This is a genomic window from Glycomyces sp. L485 (assembly GCF_022548875.1).
Taxonomy (GTDB): Bacteria; Actinomycetota; Actinomycetes; order Mycobacteriales; family Micromonosporaceae; genus Glycomyces.
Window position 1 is genome coordinate 20,733 of record NZ_JAKZEW010000025.1, and the last position, 17,013, is coordinate 37,745.

16 protein-coding genes and 1 pseudogene are annotated in these 17,013 nt (G+C 68.9%); 3 read left to right on the top strand and 14 right to left on the bottom strand.

Annotation, left to right across the window (positions count from 1 at the left end; genetic code table 11):
* Positions 1 to 21: 21 nt before the first annotated feature.
* From aspS to metF, 5 genes are all read right to left on the bottom strand, one after another.
* Entirely contained in the window at positions 22 to 1,803 is a 1,782-nt protein-coding gene (gene aspS, locus L0U85_RS13290) for an aspartate--tRNA ligase (protein ID WP_241378242.1), read from the bottom strand.
* 208 nt (positions 1,804 to 2,011) lie between these two features.
* A complete protein-coding gene (locus L0U85_RS13295) occupies positions 2,012 to 2,500 on the bottom strand; it encodes an SAV_6107 family HEPN domain-containing protein (protein ID WP_241378243.1) in 489 nt (162 codons plus the stop codon).
* Positions 2,501 to 2,727: 227 nt separating this feature from the next.
* The gene (locus tag L0U85_RS13300) at positions 2,728 to 3,504 is read right to left on the bottom strand and encodes a DsbA family protein (protein WP_241378244.1); all 777 of its coding nucleotides are present in this window, start codon (positions 3,502 to 3,504) and stop codon (positions 2,728 to 2,730) included.
* A gap of 40 nt (positions 3,505 to 3,544) precedes the next feature.
* Positions 3,545 to 4,153, bottom strand: a complete 609-nt coding sequence (locus tag L0U85_RS13305) for a hypothetical protein (protein ID WP_241378245.1) — start codon at positions 4,151 to 4,153, stop codon at positions 3,545 to 3,547.
* A 118-nt stretch (positions 4,154 to 4,271) separates the two neighbouring features.
* On the bottom strand, positions 4,272 to 5,204 hold the full coding sequence (metF, locus tag L0U85_RS13310; RefSeq protein ID WP_241378246.1) for a methylenetetrahydrofolate reductase [NAD(P)H]: 933 nt from the start codon (positions 5,202 to 5,204) through the stop codon (positions 4,272 to 4,274).
* A 94-nt stretch (positions 5,205 to 5,298) separates the two neighbouring features.
* On the opposite strand from metF, the gene L0U85_RS13315 reads away from it, so the two are divergent.
* Positions 5,299 to 6,351, top strand: coding sequence for a polyprenyl synthetase family protein (locus L0U85_RS13315; protein ID WP_241378247.1), 1,053 nt, complete (start codon positions 5,299 to 5,301; stop codon positions 6,349 to 6,351).
* A gap of 118 nt (positions 6,352 to 6,469) precedes the next feature.
* Positions 6,470 to 7,090 carry a hypothetical protein gene (locus L0U85_RS13320; RefSeq protein ID WP_241378248.1) on the top strand — a complete coding sequence of 207 codons (621 nt, stop codon included), beginning with the start codon at positions 6,470 to 6,472 and terminating at the stop codon, positions 7,088 to 7,090.
* A gap of 3 nt (positions 7,091 to 7,093) precedes the next feature.
* Here the strand turns inward: L0U85_RS13320 and L0U85_RS13325 are convergent, their stop codons facing one another.
* The 8 genes from L0U85_RS13325 to L0U85_RS13360 all read right to left on the bottom strand — a co-directional run bounded on the left by L0U85_RS13325 (position 7,094) and on the right by L0U85_RS13360 (position 15,288).
* Positions 7,094 to 8,272: a PrsW family intramembrane metalloprotease gene (locus L0U85_RS13325; protein ID WP_241378249.1), complete on the bottom strand. Its 1,179-nt coding sequence runs from the start codon at positions 8,270 to 8,272 to the stop codon at positions 7,094 to 7,096.
* Complete coding sequence (locus L0U85_RS13330) at positions 8,269 to 8,862, bottom strand: hypothetical protein (RefSeq protein WP_241378250.1); 594 nt, start codon at positions 8,860 to 8,862, stop codon at positions 8,269 to 8,271. The genes L0U85_RS13325 and L0U85_RS13330 overlap by 4 nt, the downstream gene beginning before the upstream one ends.
* A 254-nt stretch (positions 8,863 to 9,116) precedes the next feature.
* The gene (locus tag L0U85_RS13335) at positions 9,117 to 10,214 is read right to left on the bottom strand and encodes a branched-chain amino acid aminotransferase (RefSeq protein ID WP_241378251.1); all 1,098 of its coding nucleotides are present in this window, start codon (positions 10,212 to 10,214) and stop codon (positions 9,117 to 9,119) included.
* Between the two features lie 154 nt (positions 10,215 to 10,368).
* The gene (locus L0U85_RS13340; RefSeq protein WP_241378252.1) at positions 10,369 to 11,406 is read right to left on the bottom strand and encodes a 3-isopropylmalate dehydrogenase; all 1,038 of its coding nucleotides are present in this window, start codon (positions 11,404 to 11,406) and stop codon (positions 10,369 to 10,371) included.
* A gap of 162 nt (positions 11,407 to 11,568) precedes the next feature.
* Positions 11,569 to 13,167 carry a phosphoglycerate dehydrogenase gene (serA, locus tag L0U85_RS13345; protein ID WP_241378253.1) on the bottom strand — a complete coding sequence of 533 codons (1,599 nt, stop codon included), beginning with the start codon at positions 13,165 to 13,167 and terminating at the stop codon, positions 11,569 to 11,571.
* 227 nt (positions 13,168 to 13,394) lie between these two features.
* Entirely contained in the window at positions 13,395 to 13,931 is a 537-nt protein-coding gene (locus L0U85_RS13350) for a regulatory protein RecX (protein WP_241378254.1), read from the bottom strand.
* Positions 13,906 to 14,988 carry a recombinase RecA gene (gene recA / locus L0U85_RS13355; protein WP_241378255.1) on the bottom strand — a complete coding sequence of 361 codons (1,083 nt, stop codon included), beginning with the start codon at positions 14,986 to 14,988 and terminating at the stop codon, positions 13,906 to 13,908. Before recA ends, L0U85_RS13350 begins: the two co-directional genes overlap by 26 nt.
* A 96-nt stretch (positions 14,989 to 15,084) precedes the next feature.
* A complete protein-coding gene (locus tag L0U85_RS13360) occupies positions 15,085 to 15,288 on the bottom strand; it encodes a DUF3046 domain-containing protein (RefSeq protein WP_241378256.1) in 204 nt (67 codons plus the stop codon).
* A 59-nt stretch (positions 15,289 to 15,347) separates the two neighbouring features.
* Here L0U85_RS13360 and L0U85_RS13365 point away from each other — a divergent pair, with 59 nt between their 5' ends.
* A complete protein-coding gene (locus L0U85_RS13365; protein WP_241378257.1) occupies positions 15,348 to 15,920 on the top strand; it encodes a TetR/AcrR family transcriptional regulator in 573 nt (190 codons plus the stop codon).
* Positions 15,921 to 15,990: 70 nt separating this feature from the next.
* Here the strand turns inward: L0U85_RS13365 and L0U85_RS13370 are convergent.
* Positions 15,991 to 17,013, bottom strand: a pseudogene (locus L0U85_RS13370) (hypothetical protein); the annotation flags it as partial.

Here is a 17,013-nt window from a genome sequence, read left to right on the forward strand (position 1 = left end):
CGCTCTCTACGCATGGTATGACTACGCGACCTCGGCGTCTTCGCCGGATTCGGGTACGTGGTCGATGCCCGCCTCCGCGCGCTGCTCCGGCGTGATCGGCGTGGGCGCCGAGGTCAGCGGGTCGTAGCCGCCGCCGGTCTTCGGGAAGGCGATCACCTCGCGGATCGAGTCGGCCCCGGTCAGCAGGGTGCAGACGCGGTCCCAGCCGAAGGCGATGCCGCCGTGCGGCGGAGCGCCGTACCTCAGGCCCTCCAGCAGGAACCCGAACTTCTCCCGGGCTTCCTCGTGGCCGATACCGAGGAAGTCGAAGACGCGGCTCTGGACCTTCGAGTCGTGGATACGGATCGATCCGCCGCCGAGCTCGTTGCCGTTGCAGACGATGTCGTAGGCGTAAGTGAGGGCGTTCCCCGGGTCGGTCTCGAACTTGTCGATCCACTCGGGGTTCGGCGAGGTGAACGGGTGGTGCGGCGAGGTCCAACCACCCTCGTCGGTGCGCTCGAACATCGGGAAGTCGACCACCCAGCAGAACGCCCAGGCGTCGGGGTCGATGAGACCGCAGCGCTTGCCGACCTCGAGCCGGGCTGCGCCCAGCAGCTCCTGGGCCTCGCGGCGGTCGGTCGAGGCGGCGAAGAAGACCGCGTCGCCGGCTTCGGCGCCGACCGCGTCGGCGAGCCCGGCAAGGTGCTCCTCGGACAGGTTCTTGGCGACCGGGCCCTTCGGCTCGCCTGTCTCGGCGTTGAAGACGACGTAGGCGAGCCCCTTGGCGCCACGCGCCTTGGCCCAGTCCTGCCAGCCGTCGAGCTCCTTGCGGGTCTGGGAGGCGCCGTCGGGCATGACGACCGCGCCGACGTAGCCGTCGGACTCGATAGCGCCGGAGAAGACACGGAATGCGGTACCGCGCAGGTAGTCGGTGAGCTCGACGAGCTCCTGACCGAAGCGCAGGTCGGGCCGGTCGGAGCCGAAGCGGTCCATGGCGTCGCGGTAGGTCAGCTTCGGCAGCGGGCTCGGCAGCTCGTAGTCGGCCAGCTCCTTCCACAGTGCGGCGACGATGCGCTCGCCGAGGTCGATGACGTCCTCCTGGTTGACGAAGGAGGCCTCGATGTCGAGCTGGGTGAACTCGGGCTGGCGGTCGGCGCGGAAGTCCTCGTCGCGGTAGCAGCGGGCGATCTGGTAGTACTTCTCGAAACCTCCGACCATGAGCAGCTGCTTGAACAGCTGCGGGGACTGCGGCAGGGCGTACCAGGAGCCGGGCTGGAGGCGGACCGGGACCAGGAAGTCGCGGGCGCCTTCGGGGGTGGAGCGGGTCAGCGTCGGCGTCTCGATCTCGACGTAGCCGTCCTCGGCCAGCAGGTTGCGGGCGATGTGGTTGGCCTTGGAGCGCAGGCGGATCGCCCCGTTCGGGCCAGAGCGCCGCAGGTCGAGATAGCGGTGGCGCAGCCGCACGTCCTCGGAGACGTCGATGTGCTCGTCGATCTGGAACGGCAGCGGGGCGGCCTCGGACAGGACGGTGAGGGACTCGGCGGTCACCTCGATCTCGCCGGTGGGGAGGTCGGGGTTCTCGTTGCCGGCGGGGCGGCGCGAGACGACGCCGGTGATCTCGATGCAGAACTCGTTGCGCAGTTCGTGGGCGGCCTTGGCCGCTTCGGAGTCGCGGAAGACGACTTGAACGACGCCCGAGGCGTCACGCAGATCGATGAACTCCACCCCGCCGTGATCGCGGCGTCGGGCCACCCATCCGGCGAGGGTGACTTGCTGGTCGACGTCAGCGGCACTCAGCGTGCCGGCGAGGTGTGTCCGATACACGGGCTCAAAACTCCTCGGAAGGTTCTGGTAGACGATTGTTCGGCTGAAGGGTCCATTCTCTCGAATGCCCGGCAGCATCAGCAATCGTATATCCGCCACTTCACCAGCCACGCAGGCGTGCGGCACCTCACGGCCGAACCCCACCGATGGTGAACCCGATCACTTGAAACCGGTGCTTTCAGCGCGAGCGCGCTGCTGGGCCAATTCTTCAGCGCGCGAGCGCGCTGAAGCCCAGGAGCCGGATCACCACGTCGAGGAAGCGGCGGGCATCGGCGACGATCGTGTCGGCCTCCTCGGCCGTGACGATGTCGGGGATGCCGGCCTGCGCCAGCACGCGTTTGCGGGCCGTGCGGGAGAAGTGGGAGGCCCACTCCTCCAGTTCCGGTGCCGCACCGGCCAGGAGCTCCCAGGTGCTGGACGGCCTTCCCGGCCGCCTGCGCCCGGCCACGTCGCCCGCCCGCACGGCGAGCACGGCCGCCGCCACGCGCAGCGCGGCCAGGTGCGCCTCCGCGTAGCGCTGGCCGGGCCGAGCCTGCTCGGCGGCGTCGTCGAGGTCGGTGCGCGCGGTGGCGAGCAGTTGCAGAGGGGATCGGTCGGGGAGTTGATCGGCCGGGATGCGCATGCGCGCGGTCTTGACGGTCCCCGCCTGCACGAGGCGGGGGCCGGTCCTGGTGACTCCGGGTCGAGAAGCTGCCATCAGGGCCTCCTAAACCTTGTTCGAACCTGCGTTCGACATACATCGAACCACACGGGTCCGACATTTTGAACCCCCATCGCTACACGAAATCAGCGAATGGCTACGTTCTGTCTCCAATCCGACAGCTATTCCATTGGTGCGCAACATGAAGGGCCGCGCATCGTTCGATGCGCGGCCCGGAACTCCGCGGTCGACACAGCGGTTTCGCCGCTGTGTTCGAACACTTCCTACTCTTCGACGACCTTGTCGACCAGGCGGAGGTGCGCCCTGGCCTCGTCGCTGCGGCCCAACCGCTCCAAGGTGCGGCCCAGCAGCCGCCTCGCGAAGAAGTCCGCCGGGTTGACCTCGACCATCGCCTCGGCCAGCACCAGCGCCTTGTTCAGCTGCGCGGACTTGAAGTACGCCCGCGCCGCGAGCTGCACCACGTCCGGATGGCCCGGGTGGTCGCGCAGCAGCGGCTCGATCAGGCGCAGCGCCCCGAGCGGGTCGCGCCGCCCCAGCAGCGCCTCGGCGTGCCGGAGCCGCTGCGTCTCCTCGGGCACCGCCCGCTCCTCGTCCGCGTCGAGGAACGCCGACAGCTCGTCGGGGTCGGCGCCTTCGAGCATGCGGTCGGCCTGCGTGAACGTCGGGACGACCTTCACGCCGATGACCCTGCCGCGGAGCCGCTGCTCGTCGACCCCGCGCCTGCCCGCTTCGGTCCCCAGCATCGCCGCACCCTGGGCGAAGCCCGCCTCGTCGGACACGCGCGCGAGGACGTCGGGATCGGTGATGTCCTCGCCCTCGTCGTACCGCGCCGCCAGGACCTCGGCGACCACTGCCCCTTGGAGGGCAGGCCCGCCATCGGCGTAGGCGAGGTGGACGAGGCGCTGGGCGTCGGTGTCGTCGGACGGGTGCGGCCGCCAGACCACCTCGACCCCATCGCGCCCGGCCAGCGCCGCTTCGAGCTGCTCCTTGGCCGAACGGGTCTCCGGCGAGAGGACGTCGGCCCATACTTCGATGCGCATTGACGGTCCAACGCCAGGGCCGCGCCGGACATTCCATCCGTCACTCGTTGCGCAGCGCGGCCGAGACGACGATGACGAGCTGGAGCAGGCCGAGCGCGGCCATGAGGAGCCAGGCGGTGGACGCGATGGTCACGGCCCCGGAGATCCAGGTCGCGTACTCGGGTCCGCCCGCGACCGCGACGACGCCGGCCGCGCCGAAGCCGAGGGCGACGGTGCCGGTGCGGACCGACCGCTCCCCCAGCGTCGTCATCCCGAGGTCCCTCAGGCCGACCTGGCGGGCGCGGGCGCGGGTCTGGACGTAGGTCCAGCACAGGGCGCCGGTGACGACGACGATCCAGCCCGGCGCGCCGAGAAGCCACAGGGCGAGCAGCCAGGCCGCCTCACAGAATCGCCCGGCGAGCGGCTCGAACACGAGGACCCGCCTCGACAGGCTTGTCGATCGCGAGGCGAGGAGTGCGTAGGCGGCGTCGGTGAAGGCGGTGACGCCGATGAGCGGCAGGGCTACCAGGATGATCGGCCCGCCGGCGAGGACGGCGACCGGAACCAGCAGTCCGGCGGTCAGGCCGAGGCCGACGACGGCTCCCGGCTGGAACCGCGTAGAGAGGATGGCCCTGCCCAAAAGGGAGTCGGCGGGCACACGCGTACGCATGGATGTTGTTCTAGCAGACGGCGTCAAGGCCGGTCGCACAGCATCGGACATAACAGAGCACTCTACGTGTTCGACGAGCTACGGCAACAGCTCGGTCGGTCGCCCGACAATCGCGCCGCTAGCGCTTGTGCTCGACCCGGCCGTTGCCGCCGTTGAGGTTCTGCCAGACGCGGCGGGTCGACCTGGAGTGGTTCAGGGTGGTGAAGTGCAGACCGGGAGCGCCCTCTGCCAGCAGTTTCGCACCGAGCTCGGTCGCGACCTCGACGCCGATGTCGCGGATGGCGTCGCGGTCGCCCTCGACGGCTCGCAGCCGCTCGGCCAGCTCCTCGGGGAAGGCCATGCCGGTGAGGACGGCGAACCGCTCGATCTGCTTGATATTGGTCACCGGCATGATGCCGGGCACGATCGGGATGTCGCAGCCGGCGGCGGCCACGGCATCGCGCAGCCGCAGGTAGTCCTCGGCGTCGAAGAACAGCTGGGTGATGGCGAAGTCCGCCCCGGCCCTACACTTGTCGACGAAGTGGCGCACGCCGGTCTCCCAGTCGACGTCCCTGAAGTGGCCTTCGGGGAAGGCGGCCACGCCGACGCTGAAGTCGCCGGAGGACTTGATGAGTTCGACCAGCTCACGGGCATAGCGCAGGCCTTCGGGGTGCTCGACCCACTCGGCCTTGGGGTCCCCGGGCGGGTCGCCGCGCAGCGCCAGGAGATTGCGGACCCCGACGTTGGCGAAGTGCCCGATGAGGTTGCGCAGCTCGGCCACGGAGTGGTCGACGGCGGTGCAATGCGCCATCGTCAGCAGCGTCGTCTCGGCATTGATCCGCTCGGTCGTCTCGACGGTCTTGACCCTCGTCGAGCCGCCCGCGCCGTAGGTCACCGACACGAAGTCGGCGCCGAGGCCCTCCAGCGCGCGCACGGTGCGCCACAGGATCGCCTCGTCCTTCTCCGAGCGCGGCGGGAACATCTCGAAGGAGAACCTGGGGGTGCCCGAACGAAGCAGATCGCCGATTTTGGCGGTCTGCTGCGGCATCACTGAGGCGACTCCGAGGGTCATGCCCCAACGGTAACGACTCGGAGACACGTGTTCTGACGTGCATACGAGCCCACCCAATAGTTGGGACGGAGCGTCGGCGGCCTAAGGTCGGGACGTGGAGCTCAAACACCGCATCGAATCCGCCCTGACCGCGTTCCTCGACCGGCAGGCCGCCGCGATCTGCGGAATCGACGAGAGCCTCGGCGCCTACGCCGACGCCGTCCACTCCTTCGTCCTGAACGGCGGCAAACGCATCCGGCCCACGTTCGCCTACTGGGGCGCACGGGGCGCGGGCCTGGCCGACTCCGAGGAGCTCGTCGCGTGCGTCGCGTCCCTGGAGCTGCTCCAGGCCTCGGCGCTCATGCACGACGACCTCATCGACGGCTCCGACACCCGCCGCGGGGCCCCGTCGATCCACCGCCGGTTCACCGCGCTGCACGAGCGCGAGTGCTGGTCGGGCCGGCCCGAGGAGTTCGGGGCCGCCGCGGCGATCCTGCTGGGCGACCTGTGCCTGGCCTGGTCGGACGAGCTGCTGTGCTCGGCGGGGATGCCGTTCCGGGCCGTCGCCGCGGCCAGGGCCGACTTCGACCTCATGCGCACTGAGGTCAGCGCCGGACAGTACCTCGACGTGCTCTCCGAGGTCCGCCGCGACGTCTCGGAGGACACCGCCGCGAAGGTCGCCCGCTACAAGTCCGCGAAGTACACGATCGAGCGCCCGCTCCTCATCGGCGCGTCCCTGGCCGGGGCCGATGCGACCATCCGCGCCCACTACTCGGGGATCGGCCTGCCGCTGGGCGAGGCGTTCCAGCTGCGCGACGACGTCCTCGGCGTCTTCGGCGACCCGGCGCAGACCGGCAAGCCGGCCGGCGACGACCTGCGCGAAGGCAAGCACACATTCCTGATCGCGCGGGCGTGGGCCTCCGCGGACAACTCCCAGCGGGCGATGCTCGACGCCTGGCTCGGCAATCCCGCACTCGACGGCCAGGGCGTGGAGCGGCTGCGGGCGATCCTGATGGACACCGGCGCGCTGGCCGACACCGAGCACCGCATCGAGGCGCTTGCGGCGCAGGCTGAAGCGGCGCTGGAGGCATCGCGGGGCGATGTGGACGCGGCGGCGCTGGAGGTCTTCTCGGGGCTGCTCGTGGGCGCGGTCAAGCGCGACTTCTGACGCTTGTCGGCTCGTACGAACGGCCGAGACGGCCCTCTCACGGGTGAATCGCAGTCACCCTCCGCCGGTTCGCTCGTTGATCCCCACAGGAGACGAGAACGAACGGTGGGAAACTTCTGTGGGACTCTTCGGCGCCATCGGGCGCGAGACCAAGGGCGCGATTCGATCGATCAGCTACGACGTGCGTCGGTCCAAGCAGTTCAGAAGGCTGGGCGCGCTCGCGGTGGCGACGGTCGCCGGGGGCGTCTTGGCCACCGGGGTGCTGGTGCGCACGCCCGTCCCCGACCTCATCGGCATGCAGTCCGATGAGAACGGATCTGGCATCACCGACGGCTGGTTCGGCTTCGGCTCCGACACCCGGGGCCAGGAGGCCGAACCGGAGGAGCCGGAGTCCACTTCGCCGAACGGCGGTCCTGCCCCCGAGGCTCCCGGGACGGCGACTCCCGAGCGGCGGGCGGCGCCCCAGAACGGCGGCGGGAAGGCGACCCCTCCGGGAGAAGCCCCCACGAGCGCACCGGGCCTGACCCCGATCGAGCAGCCGACTGGCGGCACGCCCGAGGAGAACGACACCGAGTCCCCCAGCGGCGAACCTGGCGAAGGGCCCGGCGAGGAGCCCGCTCCGACCGAGACGTCGACGACGCCCGAGCCCACGCCGAGCGAGACGCCGTCCGAGACCCCGACCCCCACGAAGAGTCCCAGCGAGGAGCCGACTGCGACCAAGACCCCGACCGACGAGTAACGCTCAGTGCCCGGAGCCGGTGAACTCGGCGAGCTCGGCGCGGATCCCGGCGATATTGCGTTTGACCGCGGCCACGTCCGGCGCGTCGTCGGCGTCGGCGGCGCGGCGCTGCTCACGGGCCAGGATCGCCGCCAGCCGAACCAGCTCGCGCTGCAACTGGCCGCGCAGGTGCGCGGCGCTCTTGCCCCAGCGCTTCGCGGCCTCGTTGCGGGCCTGGCGGCGGCTGCGCAGCGACCGCATCGTCGTCAGGTCCTCGGTGGTGATGATCTCCTCGGACTGGTCGGACATCGTCGTCACGAACCAGACCCATTCGGCGCGCGCCGCGAACTGGTAGAGCACGAGGAACAGCACCAGGATGATCAGGCCCTTGCCGTACGTCAACGGGATCGTCAACCATGCGTTCAGGCCCGGCGGCACCGGCAGGTTCCACAGCGCGTGCATCGCCATCGCCAGCACGAACAGTCCGACGGCGACGGCCAGACGGGTGCGCCAGGGGCGGCGCACCTGCGTCACGAGGAAGGCGATGCCCAGCCCGGCGGTGCCCGAGTACAGCGGATGCGACCAAGGACCGGCGACCAGGACACGCGTGAAGGTGACGGTCATCGAACCGGACCAGTCCGAGTTGGGGTTGATGACGGCGAAGTTGATCGCGTACGTGAGGTTCTCCACGACCTGGAAGCCCAGGCCGACCAGGGCGCCGTATATGAGGCCGTCGATGGAGCGGTCGAAGTGCTCTCGGACGATGAGGACCAGCATGACGACGCCGACGGTCTTGAACCACTCCTCGTTGATCGGCCCGGCGATGACAGGGCCCCAGGTACGGGCCCAAGCCGGGTCCCTGACCTCGGCGAGGACGTAGAGTGCGGCGTCGTTGGCGATCACGGAGAACGAGACGGCCGCGAGGCCGCCCCAGCACATGGCGGCGGCGCGCACAGTGACCGGTTCACGCTCGAACAGGTCGAGGCGGGCGAGGATCCACAAGAAGACGACCGCGAGGAGGCCGTTGATCGCGATCGAGGCCCACAGGGCACCGGCGATATCGCCGTAGTCGGGCGACAGGACCCGGCCGAGGCCGATGAGGCCGAAGGTCAGGCAGGCGACGTAGAGCCAGTAGGCGGGGCGTCTGACACGGATGAAGGCGCCCTGGCTGTCGAGGACGACGCGCTCGGTCTGGATGTTCACTCACCGCCGATCACGAAGCTCGACACGAAGTCGTCGGCGCCGGCGGTGCTGTCGTCGATCTGGCCGAACGGGGCGAGGGTGATGACGGTGGCGGCCGCGCCGTCGCTGTTGCCGACTACCACGATCGAGCCGGCTATGTTGCGCCCGTAAAGGTCCGCGCGATAACCGTCGAGGCCGTTGACCGGGTTGCGGTATTCGCGGACGTTGGTGGCGGTGATGCCGGGCTGGCTGCCGGTGAGGCGCTCGGCACGGCGATCGAGGAGCCGGCGGAGGCTGTCCACGGCCGTGTCGACCTGGACGGTGGCGCTGACCTTGTCGCGGTTGAGGGTGATGCGGAAGCGCGAGAGGCTCAGCCCGGTGCTCCAGCCTCTGCCGGGGGGCAGGAACTGGAGCTGGGCGTCGGCGACCGGATACGACTGGAGGATGATCGTCTCGCCGGGCACGAGCTTCTCGGTGGTGTCGCCGACGGCGCGCTCCAGGCCGATCCACAGCGCCATGGGCAGCACGATCACGACGGCGGCCACGACGGCCTGCCACATGCGCCCGCGCTCCAGACCGAGCCGGTTCAACCGAATGGCGACTTCGCTCAAGTCCCCTCCCCGAAGCTCGACATGCGAGACGCGGAGACCGAATGCCCTCCGCGCGTGGAATACAGATTACGGGGAGGGGGCCAGGCCGTGCTTGATAACTCCGAGCGCAGGTGGATCCGAGTCTACTTCTCGCCTCGCAAGAAGGAAGGAGATTCGGCCACCGAGGCTGCAACCGGACCTCCACACGACGCAGCGAGGCGAAGAACGAGCCGGAGCCCGGCCGGTTGTCAAACCCGGCCGGGCCCACCTGCGGTTCAGACGATCCGCATCGTCCAGTCGTGGGTGTCCTCGGCGCGGCCGTGCTGGATATCGAGGATGGCCTGGCGCAGCTGCATCGTGAACTTGCCGGCCTCGCCGCCGTTCACGGTGAACTCGCCCTTGCGGCTCTTCACGGTGCCGACCGGGGTGATGACCGCGGCGGTCCCGCAGGCGAACGCCTCAGTGAGCGCGCCCGACTCGGCGTCGTCCCTCCAACGCTGGAGCGAATAGTCCGTCTCACGGACCTCCCACCCGGATTCGGAGGCGAGCGTGAAGATCGCGTCACGGGTGATGCCGGGCAGAATCGTCCCGAGCTTCGGCGTGTAGACGACCCGCTCGTTCTCGTACACGAAGAACAGGTTCATCCCGCCCAGCTCGTCGACGTACTCGTACTTCACTGCGTCGAGGAAGACCACCTGGTCGCAGCCGTGCTCGATGGCCTCGGACTGCGGCAGCAGGCTCGCGGCGTAGTTGCCGCCGCACTTGGCCGCGCCGGTGCCCCCGGGCCCTGCCCGGTTGTACTCCTCGGAGACCCACAGCGTGAGCGGCTGAGGCCCGTTCTTGAAGTAGGCCGCCGCCGGGGAAGCGATGACCAGGTACTGGTACTCCTTGGCCGGACGCACGCCGAGGAACTGCTCGGACGCGAACATGAACGGCCGCAAATACAGGCTGGCCTCCTCCTGCCCCGGAACCCAGTCGTGGTCCACGGCGAGGAGCTCGCGGATCGACTCGATGAACCACGACTCGGGCAGGTGCGGCATGGCCATGCGGTCGGCCGAGAGATTCATGCGCCTCGCGTTGGCCTCGGGGCGGAACAGGCCGACACCGCCGTCGGGGTAGCGGTAGGCCTTGAGGCCCTCGAAGACCTCCTGGGCGTAATGCAGGACCGCGGCCGAGGGCGACATGGTGATCGGGCCGAACGGCTTGATGCGGGCGTCGTGCCAGCCCCTGTCGGCGTGGTACGACATCGTGAACATGTGGTCGGTGAACAAGGTCCCGAATCCGGGGTCGGCGATCAGGCGATCGCGCTCGGCGGCGGGCGTCGGGTTCGGGTGCGGCTCGCGCCGCAGGTCGGGAAGACCATCGGTGGTCATGGAAAAATCCTTCGGTCAATGCCTGCAGTTATTGATGCTCTTGCCTAACTTACCGCTCGTTCAGGTCGTCAGGCCGGTCGTGCTCGGGTCCCGGACGACACGGAAACGCCCGGCGAGTGTCACTCGCCGGGCGTGTTCGAAGCTGTGGTGGGTGCTAGCTCAGCTGTCCGGCGACGTCGGCGGCTACTCGCTCGCCCACCTCGGCGGTACGGATCTCGGCACCGGACTCGCGTCCGGCCAGCTCGCGCTCGACGGCGACGCTCACGGCAGCGGCGGCCTCGTTGCGGCCCAGATGGTCGAGCAGCAGCGCAGTCGAGGAGATCGCGGCGATCGGGTCGGCGACGCCCTGCCCGGCGATGTCGGGCGCCGAGCCGTGAACCGGCTCGAACGTCGACGGGTGCGTGCGGTCGGGGTTGACGCAACCGGACGCGGCCAGGCCGATCCCGCCGGTGACCGCCGCGGCGATGTCAGTGAGGATGTCGCCGAACAGGTTGTCGGTGACGATCACATCGAAGGTGTGCGGGCGGCTCACCAGGAACATGGCAGCGGCGTCGACGTGCTGGTACTCCGTGGTGATGTTCGGGTACTCCTCGGCGACGTCGCTGAAGGCGCGCTGCCACAGGCCGCCGGCGTGAACGAGCACGTTCGTCTTGTGGACCATCGTGACATGGCCGCGGCGGCGCTTCGCCCGCTCGAAGGCGTCGCGGATGACCCGCTCGACGCCGTAGCGGGTGTTCAGGCTCTCCTCGGTGGCGATCTCAGCCGACGAACCGGTGTGGAGGTTGCCGCCGGCACCGGTGTAGAGGCCCTCGGTGCCCTCGCGCACGACCACGAAGTCGATGTCACCGGGCTTGACATCGGCCAGCGGAGTGGCCGCACCCGGGTAGAGGCGGCTGGGCCGCAGATTCACGTACTGGTCGAGTTCGAAACGGAGCTTGAGCAGCAGACCGCGCTCCAGCACCCCCGGAGGCACTGACGGATCGCCGATCGCGCCCAGGAGAATCCCGTCGTGGCCGTCGAGCTCGGTCAGAACGCTGTCGGGCAGGACCTCCCCGGTGGCGTTGTAGCGTCGCGCGCCAAGGTCGTACTCGGTGGCCTCGTAACCGGGAAGGGCCACGTCGAGCACCCTCCGGGCCTCGGCGATGACCTCTTGTCCGATCCCGTCGCCGGGGATGACCGCGATCCTGCTCATGCTGCCTCTCTGGAAGCCGGTGTGCGCTGCTGCGAAGATTCGTTGCCGCGTCGCATTCCGGCCGCGAAGCCGTGCTTCAAGCGACAAGAGGAATGCGGGGCGGACGCGTTCACCATAACGCATCCGTCCCGCATTCCGAAGCACGACTCCCAGAAGGTGGAATCAGTCCTCCAGCGTCACCGCTTTGACGCTCGTGGCACCCACCGAGTCCTTGATACGACCGAGCACGTCGGCCGGCACCGGGGCATCAAGCGCCATGGCCATGACCGCCTCACCTCCGGCCGCCATGCGGGCCACCTGCATCGCAGCGATGTTGATGTTCAGATCGCCCAGAGTGCCGCCGATGAGACCGACGACTCCGGGGCGGTCGGTGTAACGCAGGAACAACAGCGAGCCGTCCAGCTCGATGTCGAGCTCGAACCCGTCGATCTCGGTCAGCCGCAACTCGGCGTGCGGAGTGGGGCTGATCGTGCCCGAGACGGTGAGACTCCGGCCGTCGGCCATCGCGCCCCGAAGGGTCACCAGTGTCTGGAACTCCGGCGATTCGGCCGAGGTGTACAGACCCAGCTCGACCCCGCGCTGCTCAGCGATCAACGGCGCGTTGACGTAGGTGACCGAGTCGGCCACGGCCGAGAACAAGCCCTTGGACGCGGCCAGCTGCAGCACCGAGACGTCGTTGTCGACGACCTCGCCGCGGACCTCGACCGTGACTGACTGGAGCGCGCCGCCGGCCAGGGCTGTGAAAGTCTGCCCGAGACGCTCGGCGAGCGGCAGGAGCGGACGGACGTTCTCAGCGACGACGCCGCCGGCCTGCACGTTCGCGGCGTCCGGCACGAACTCACCCGACAGGGCGAGCTTGACGCTCTTGGCGACGGCCAACCCGGCGTTGTCCTGAGCCTCACGGGTGGAGGCGCCGAGGTGCGGAGTGGCCACGACGTTGTCGAGCTCGAACAACGGCGAGTCGGTGCACGGCTCGGAGTCGAACACGTCGATACCGGCACCGGCGACCCGGCCGTCACCCAGGGCCGCGACGAGCGCAGCCTCGTCGACCAGCCCGCCGCGAGCGGCGTTGATGATCCGCACGCCGGGCTTGACCTTGTTGAAGGCGTCCTCGCCGAGGAGCCCGACGGTCTCGGGTGTCTTCGGCAGGTGGATGGTGATGAAGTCGGCGGCGGCGAGGAGCTCGTCGAGGCCGACCAGCTTGACACCGAGTTTGGCGGCCTGAGAAGGCTGCGCATACGGGTCGTAGGCGACGACGTTCATGTCGAAGGCCTGCATACGGGTCGTGACGAGCTGACCGATCTTGCCGAAGCCGATCACGCCGAGGGTCTTGCCCTGGATCTCGACACCGGTGAACTTCTTGCGGTCCCAGCGGCCCTCGCGGAGCGAGGAGTCGGCGCGCGCGGTGTGGCGGGCGCTGGCGAGCAGCAGCGTGATGGCCTGCTCTGCGGCGGAGACGATGTTCGAGGTCGGAGCGTTGACGACCATGACGCCGCGCTCAGTGGCGGCGGGCAGGTCGACGTTGTCGAGTCCGACGCCGGCGCGGGCGACGACCTTGAGCTTCGGCGCCGCTTCGAGCGCAGCGGCGTTGATCGTGGTAGCGGAGCGGACGATGACGGCCTCGGCGTCGACGAGCGCGGCGTGCAGGGAGCTGACGTCCGTTCCGTCGATCTCCCGGACGTCGAAGTCTCCGGAGAGCACTTCGATCGCTGCGGGCGCGAGTGGGTCTGCTACCACCACGACGGGTTTCGGTTCGCTCATGGATACCTCGCATAGGTAAGGAATAGACGGAGGACCGGGCGCGGCACTGCGTCGTCGCGGCCAATGGTATGTCGATCGCGTTAACTACCCCTCACCGACCGGCGGGCGTCCGGATCGTGGAACACAGTTCCCACCCAGCACGTTCGCTGTGAACGCCCCGAAGGCGCTATGACCGGTATCGCAGCCTGTGAAGGACGAAGATCACCCTCCGCCGGGCGCGGGCGGCCTCATTCGTAGTGGGCCTCTTCGTCAAGCAGTTCGGCCGCCCCCTCGTCGGCTTCGGCCAGGACCTGCTTCACCACCGGGATCGCCACCCCGGCCCCGTAGCCCTTCCTCGCGAGCATGCCCACGAGTTTGCGGAGGACCGCGTCCGGTTCCTGGCCCGCCAGGTTCCGGTACCGCCGCCTGGCGAGCTCCAGCGCGGCGGCGCGCTCGTCCTCGTCGCTCACCGCCTCGACGGCGGCGTCCACGAACTCGGCGTCCACGCCCTTGCGGCGCAGCTCCCCCGCCAGCGCCCGCTTCGACAGGCCCCGCACGCGGTGGCGCGAATCGACCCACGCGCGCGCGAAGACCTCGTCGTCGATCATCCCGACCTCGGCGTACCGGTCGAGGATCTCGGCGACGACCTCCTCTTCGAAGCCCTTGCGGCGCATGGCGTCGCCGAGCTCGGCCTTCGTCCTCGGCCGACCCGACAGCAGTCGCAGACAGTACTGCCGGGCCGCCTCCGGATCGTTCGGCTTAGAAGTCGACCGGGGGTTCTTCAACCTCAGCCTCACCAGCAGGAGCGGCGCCGGCCTCCACGCCGAGCTTCTCCTTGATCCTCTTCTCGATCTCGAGCGCGAGGTCCGGGTTCTCCTTGAGGTTGAGCCGGACCTTCTCCTTGCCCTGTCCCAGCTGATCCCCCTCGTAGGTGTACCAGGCACCGGACTTCTTCACGATCCCGTGCTCGACGCCCATGTCGATGAGCGAGCCCTCCTTGGAGATGCCGTGCCCGTAAAGGATGTCGAACTCGGCCTGCCGGAACGGCGATCCGACCTTGTTCTTCACGACCTTCACGCGGGTGCGGTTGCCGACGGCCTCGCCGCCGTCCTTAAGCGTCTCGATGCGCCGGATGTCAAGTCGCACAGAAGCATAGAACTTCAGCGCCCGGCCACCTGAGGTTGTCTCAGGACTTCCGAACATGACTCCGACTTTTTCTCGCAATTGGTTGATGAAGATCGCGGTGGTGCCGGAGTTGTTCAGCCCGCCGGCGATCTTGCGGAGCGCCTGGCTCATCAGGCGGGCCTGGAGGCCCACGTGCGAGTCGCCCATCTCGCCCTCGATCTCGGCGCGCGGCACGAGAGCCGCCACCGAGTCGATGACGATGAGGTCGACCGCGCCGGAGCGGATGAGCATGTCGGTGATCTCCAGCGCCTGTTCGCCGGTGTCGGGCTGGCTGACCAGGAGCTCATCGACGTTGACGCCGATCGCTTCGGCATAGGTCGGGTCGAGCGCGTGCTCGGCGTCGATCATCGCGGCCACGCCGCCTTCTGCCTGGACGTTCGCCATGGCGTGCAAGGCAAGGCTAGTCTTTCCGCTGCTCTCGGGGCCGTATATCTCTACGACGCGACCCTGCGGCAGGCCGCCGACACCGAGCGCCACGTCCAGCGCGATCGAGCCGGTGGGGATGATTTTGACATTCTGCTTGGGCTTCTCCCCCAGCCGCATGACTGAGCCCTTGCCGAACTGCTTATCTATCTGGGCCAGCGCGAGATCGAGCGCCTTGCCCTTGTCCTGCGGGTTCGTCACGCCGCCTCCTCTGGATCCTGCTTGCTTCGCCATGTCGAATACGGTAGTCCCTCCGACCGACAACCCAGGGCAACGGTTTGTTCGAACGGGGCCGATCCCACTGGTTTGAGCGATCCGCGGATCCCGAGGTCAGCGGACGAGGCGGGCGGGGACTCGGTCGGGCCAGGTCCGGCAGACCGCCATCCACACGGCCTTCGCGTTCTCGCCTTCGGCGAGCGCCTGGTCGACGGTGCGGCCGCCGAGCAGGCCGATGGAGTGGTCGGAGGCGACGCTGCGGGCGTAGCCGGCTCCGAAGGTCTCGTCCATGCGTTCCCAGAAATCGCTCAACTTCATTGGCATTACGGTAGGCGACGCAGTGGTCCGCGCTCATGAGCGGATGGCAAGATTGCCGCGTGCCTCGTGTCAGCCAAGAACACCTCGACTCGCGCCGCCAGCAGATTCTGGACGGCGCCCGTTCCTGCTTCGCCCGGTTCGGGTACGAGGGGGCGACGGTGCGGCGTCTGGAGGAGGCGACAGGGCTTTCGCGGGGGGCGATCTTCCACCATTTCCGTGACAAGGACGCTCTGTTCCTGGCGGTGGCGTCGGTCGATGCGGCCGAGATGGCTGCGACGGTGGCCGAGCGGGGCCTGGTCGGCGTCATGCAGGACCTGACGGCGGCCGCGGACAAGCCCGAGACGGTGGGCTGGTTGGGGACGCAGCTGGAGGTGGCGCGGCGTTTGCGCACCGACCCGGTGTTCGCTGAGGCTTGGGGGCGCAGGCGGGAGGCGATCGCCGAGGCCAGCCGCGAGCGGTTGGAGCATCAGCGTGCAGTCGGCGTCTTGCGCACGGACTTGGACATCGCGGTGCTGGCCGGGTTCCTGCAGCTGGTCTACGACGGTCTGGTCCGGTATCTGGCGACCGGCAGGGAGGATCTCGACATCATGCGGATCCTGCAGCTCGTAGAGGACGCCGTGCGCCGCCACTAGCCATAAGCGGGATAAATCACGTGAATAAGTCGCCGGAATCTTCTCACAGTGTCCGCTTCGAGGCACCGGCTCAGCATTCGGCGAGCGGCCCGGTCGAGTCGAGATCGCCGGGCTCGACGATCACCCACACGAACGGGACATAGCCGACTTCTCCGTCGTAGTCGAGCTGGATCGCGAGGTTCGAGGCGTCCTTGCCCGGGTGGTAGTCCCAGTAGCCTTCTTCCTCCTCGCCTCTCGGCGTGATCTCGGTGTCGGTCTCCGCATAGCAGTGGAGGCGGAACTGATCCCCGGCCACGGCATCGCCGATGATCCGCTCCCGCTCCGCGTCCGCGCCGACACCGATCTCGGCGTTCGTCGTCTCGCAGTACCGCCGCGAGAGCGGGCAGTCCCAGAAGACGTCACCGAGCACCGTCTCGGTCGAGAACCGGTCGACGATCGGTTCCTGGCCGGAGTCGTGGATCCGCAGTTCGAACTCGTAGTCGGTGGAGGCGTGCAGGCCTTCGACGATCAGTTCGCGACAGTCCCCTTCGACCTCGTCACCCGTCGCTTCGAGCAGGAGCGCGCATTCCACCGTTCCGGGCTCCGCGTCGGTGTGGACGGTGAGCGAGGAGGCCGTCGGGTCGACACGCGTGATCGAGACGGCTTCGGCGGTGGTGTCGGCAGGGTCCTCGGCGGTCTCGGTGAACTCCCCCGTCTCGGCGCCGGTCGTACCCGCGGTTCGGGGACCGCCCTGGTCGTCCGCCCTCTCAGCCAGGGTCCAGACCACTCCGACTCCGCCGAGCACCACGACGACGATGACCACCAGGACCACGAGCAGCGGATACATCTCGAGGCGGACGCCGCGCGGCCGCATCCGGGCGGTTGGTGCGAACGCGGGCGCGCTCGCCGGAGGGAACGGCGTCGGCTGGGCCCGCGGACCTCCCGCGAACGGCGAGTTCGGGTGGCCCGCCGCGACCGGCGGGGCCGCGGGTTCTCGGGGAGGCATGACTACGGTCCGCTCCGCCCGATCCTTGGCTTCGAGGCGATCGCTCAACGCCCCCAGCTGGAGTTCTTCGGCGAAGGCCTGGCATGAGGAGGGGCGGTGGGCGGGGTC

Coding starts and splice junctions, on each gene's coding strand:
- L0U85_RS13305 (WP_241378245.1), bottom strand. CDS start 4,153: ATGCGTACGCGTGTGCCCGCCGACTCCCTTTTGGGCAGGGCCATCCTC.
- L0U85_RS13360 (WP_241378256.1), bottom strand. CDS start 15,288: ATGAAGTTGAGCGATTTCTGGGAACGCATGGACGAGACCTTCGGAGCC.
- L0U85_RS13340 (WP_241378252.1), bottom strand. CDS start 11,406: ATGAGCAGGATCGCGGTCATCCCCGGCGACGGGATCGGACAAGAGGTC.
- L0U85_RS13335 (WP_241378251.1), bottom strand. CDS start 10,214: ATGACCACCGATGGTCTTCCCGACCTGCGGCGCGAGCCGCACCCGAAC.
- L0U85_RS13295 (WP_241378243.1), bottom strand. CDS start 2,500: ATGGCAGCTTCTCGACCCGGAGTCACCAGGACCGGCCCCCGCCTCGTG.
- metF (WP_241378246.1), bottom strand. CDS start 5,204: ATGACCCTCGGAGTCGCCTCAGTGATGCCGCAGCAGACCGCCAAAATC.
- serA (WP_241378253.1), bottom strand. CDS start 13,167: ATGAGCGAACCGAAACCCGTCGTGGTGGTAGCAGACCCACTCGCGCCC.
- L0U85_RS13300 (WP_241378244.1), bottom strand. CDS start 3,504: ATGCGCATCGAAGTATGGGCCGACGTCCTCTCGCCGGAGACCCGTTCG.
- recA (WP_241378255.1), bottom strand. CDS start 14,988: ATGGCGAAGCAAGCAGGATCCAGAGGAGGCGGCGTGACGAACCCGCAG.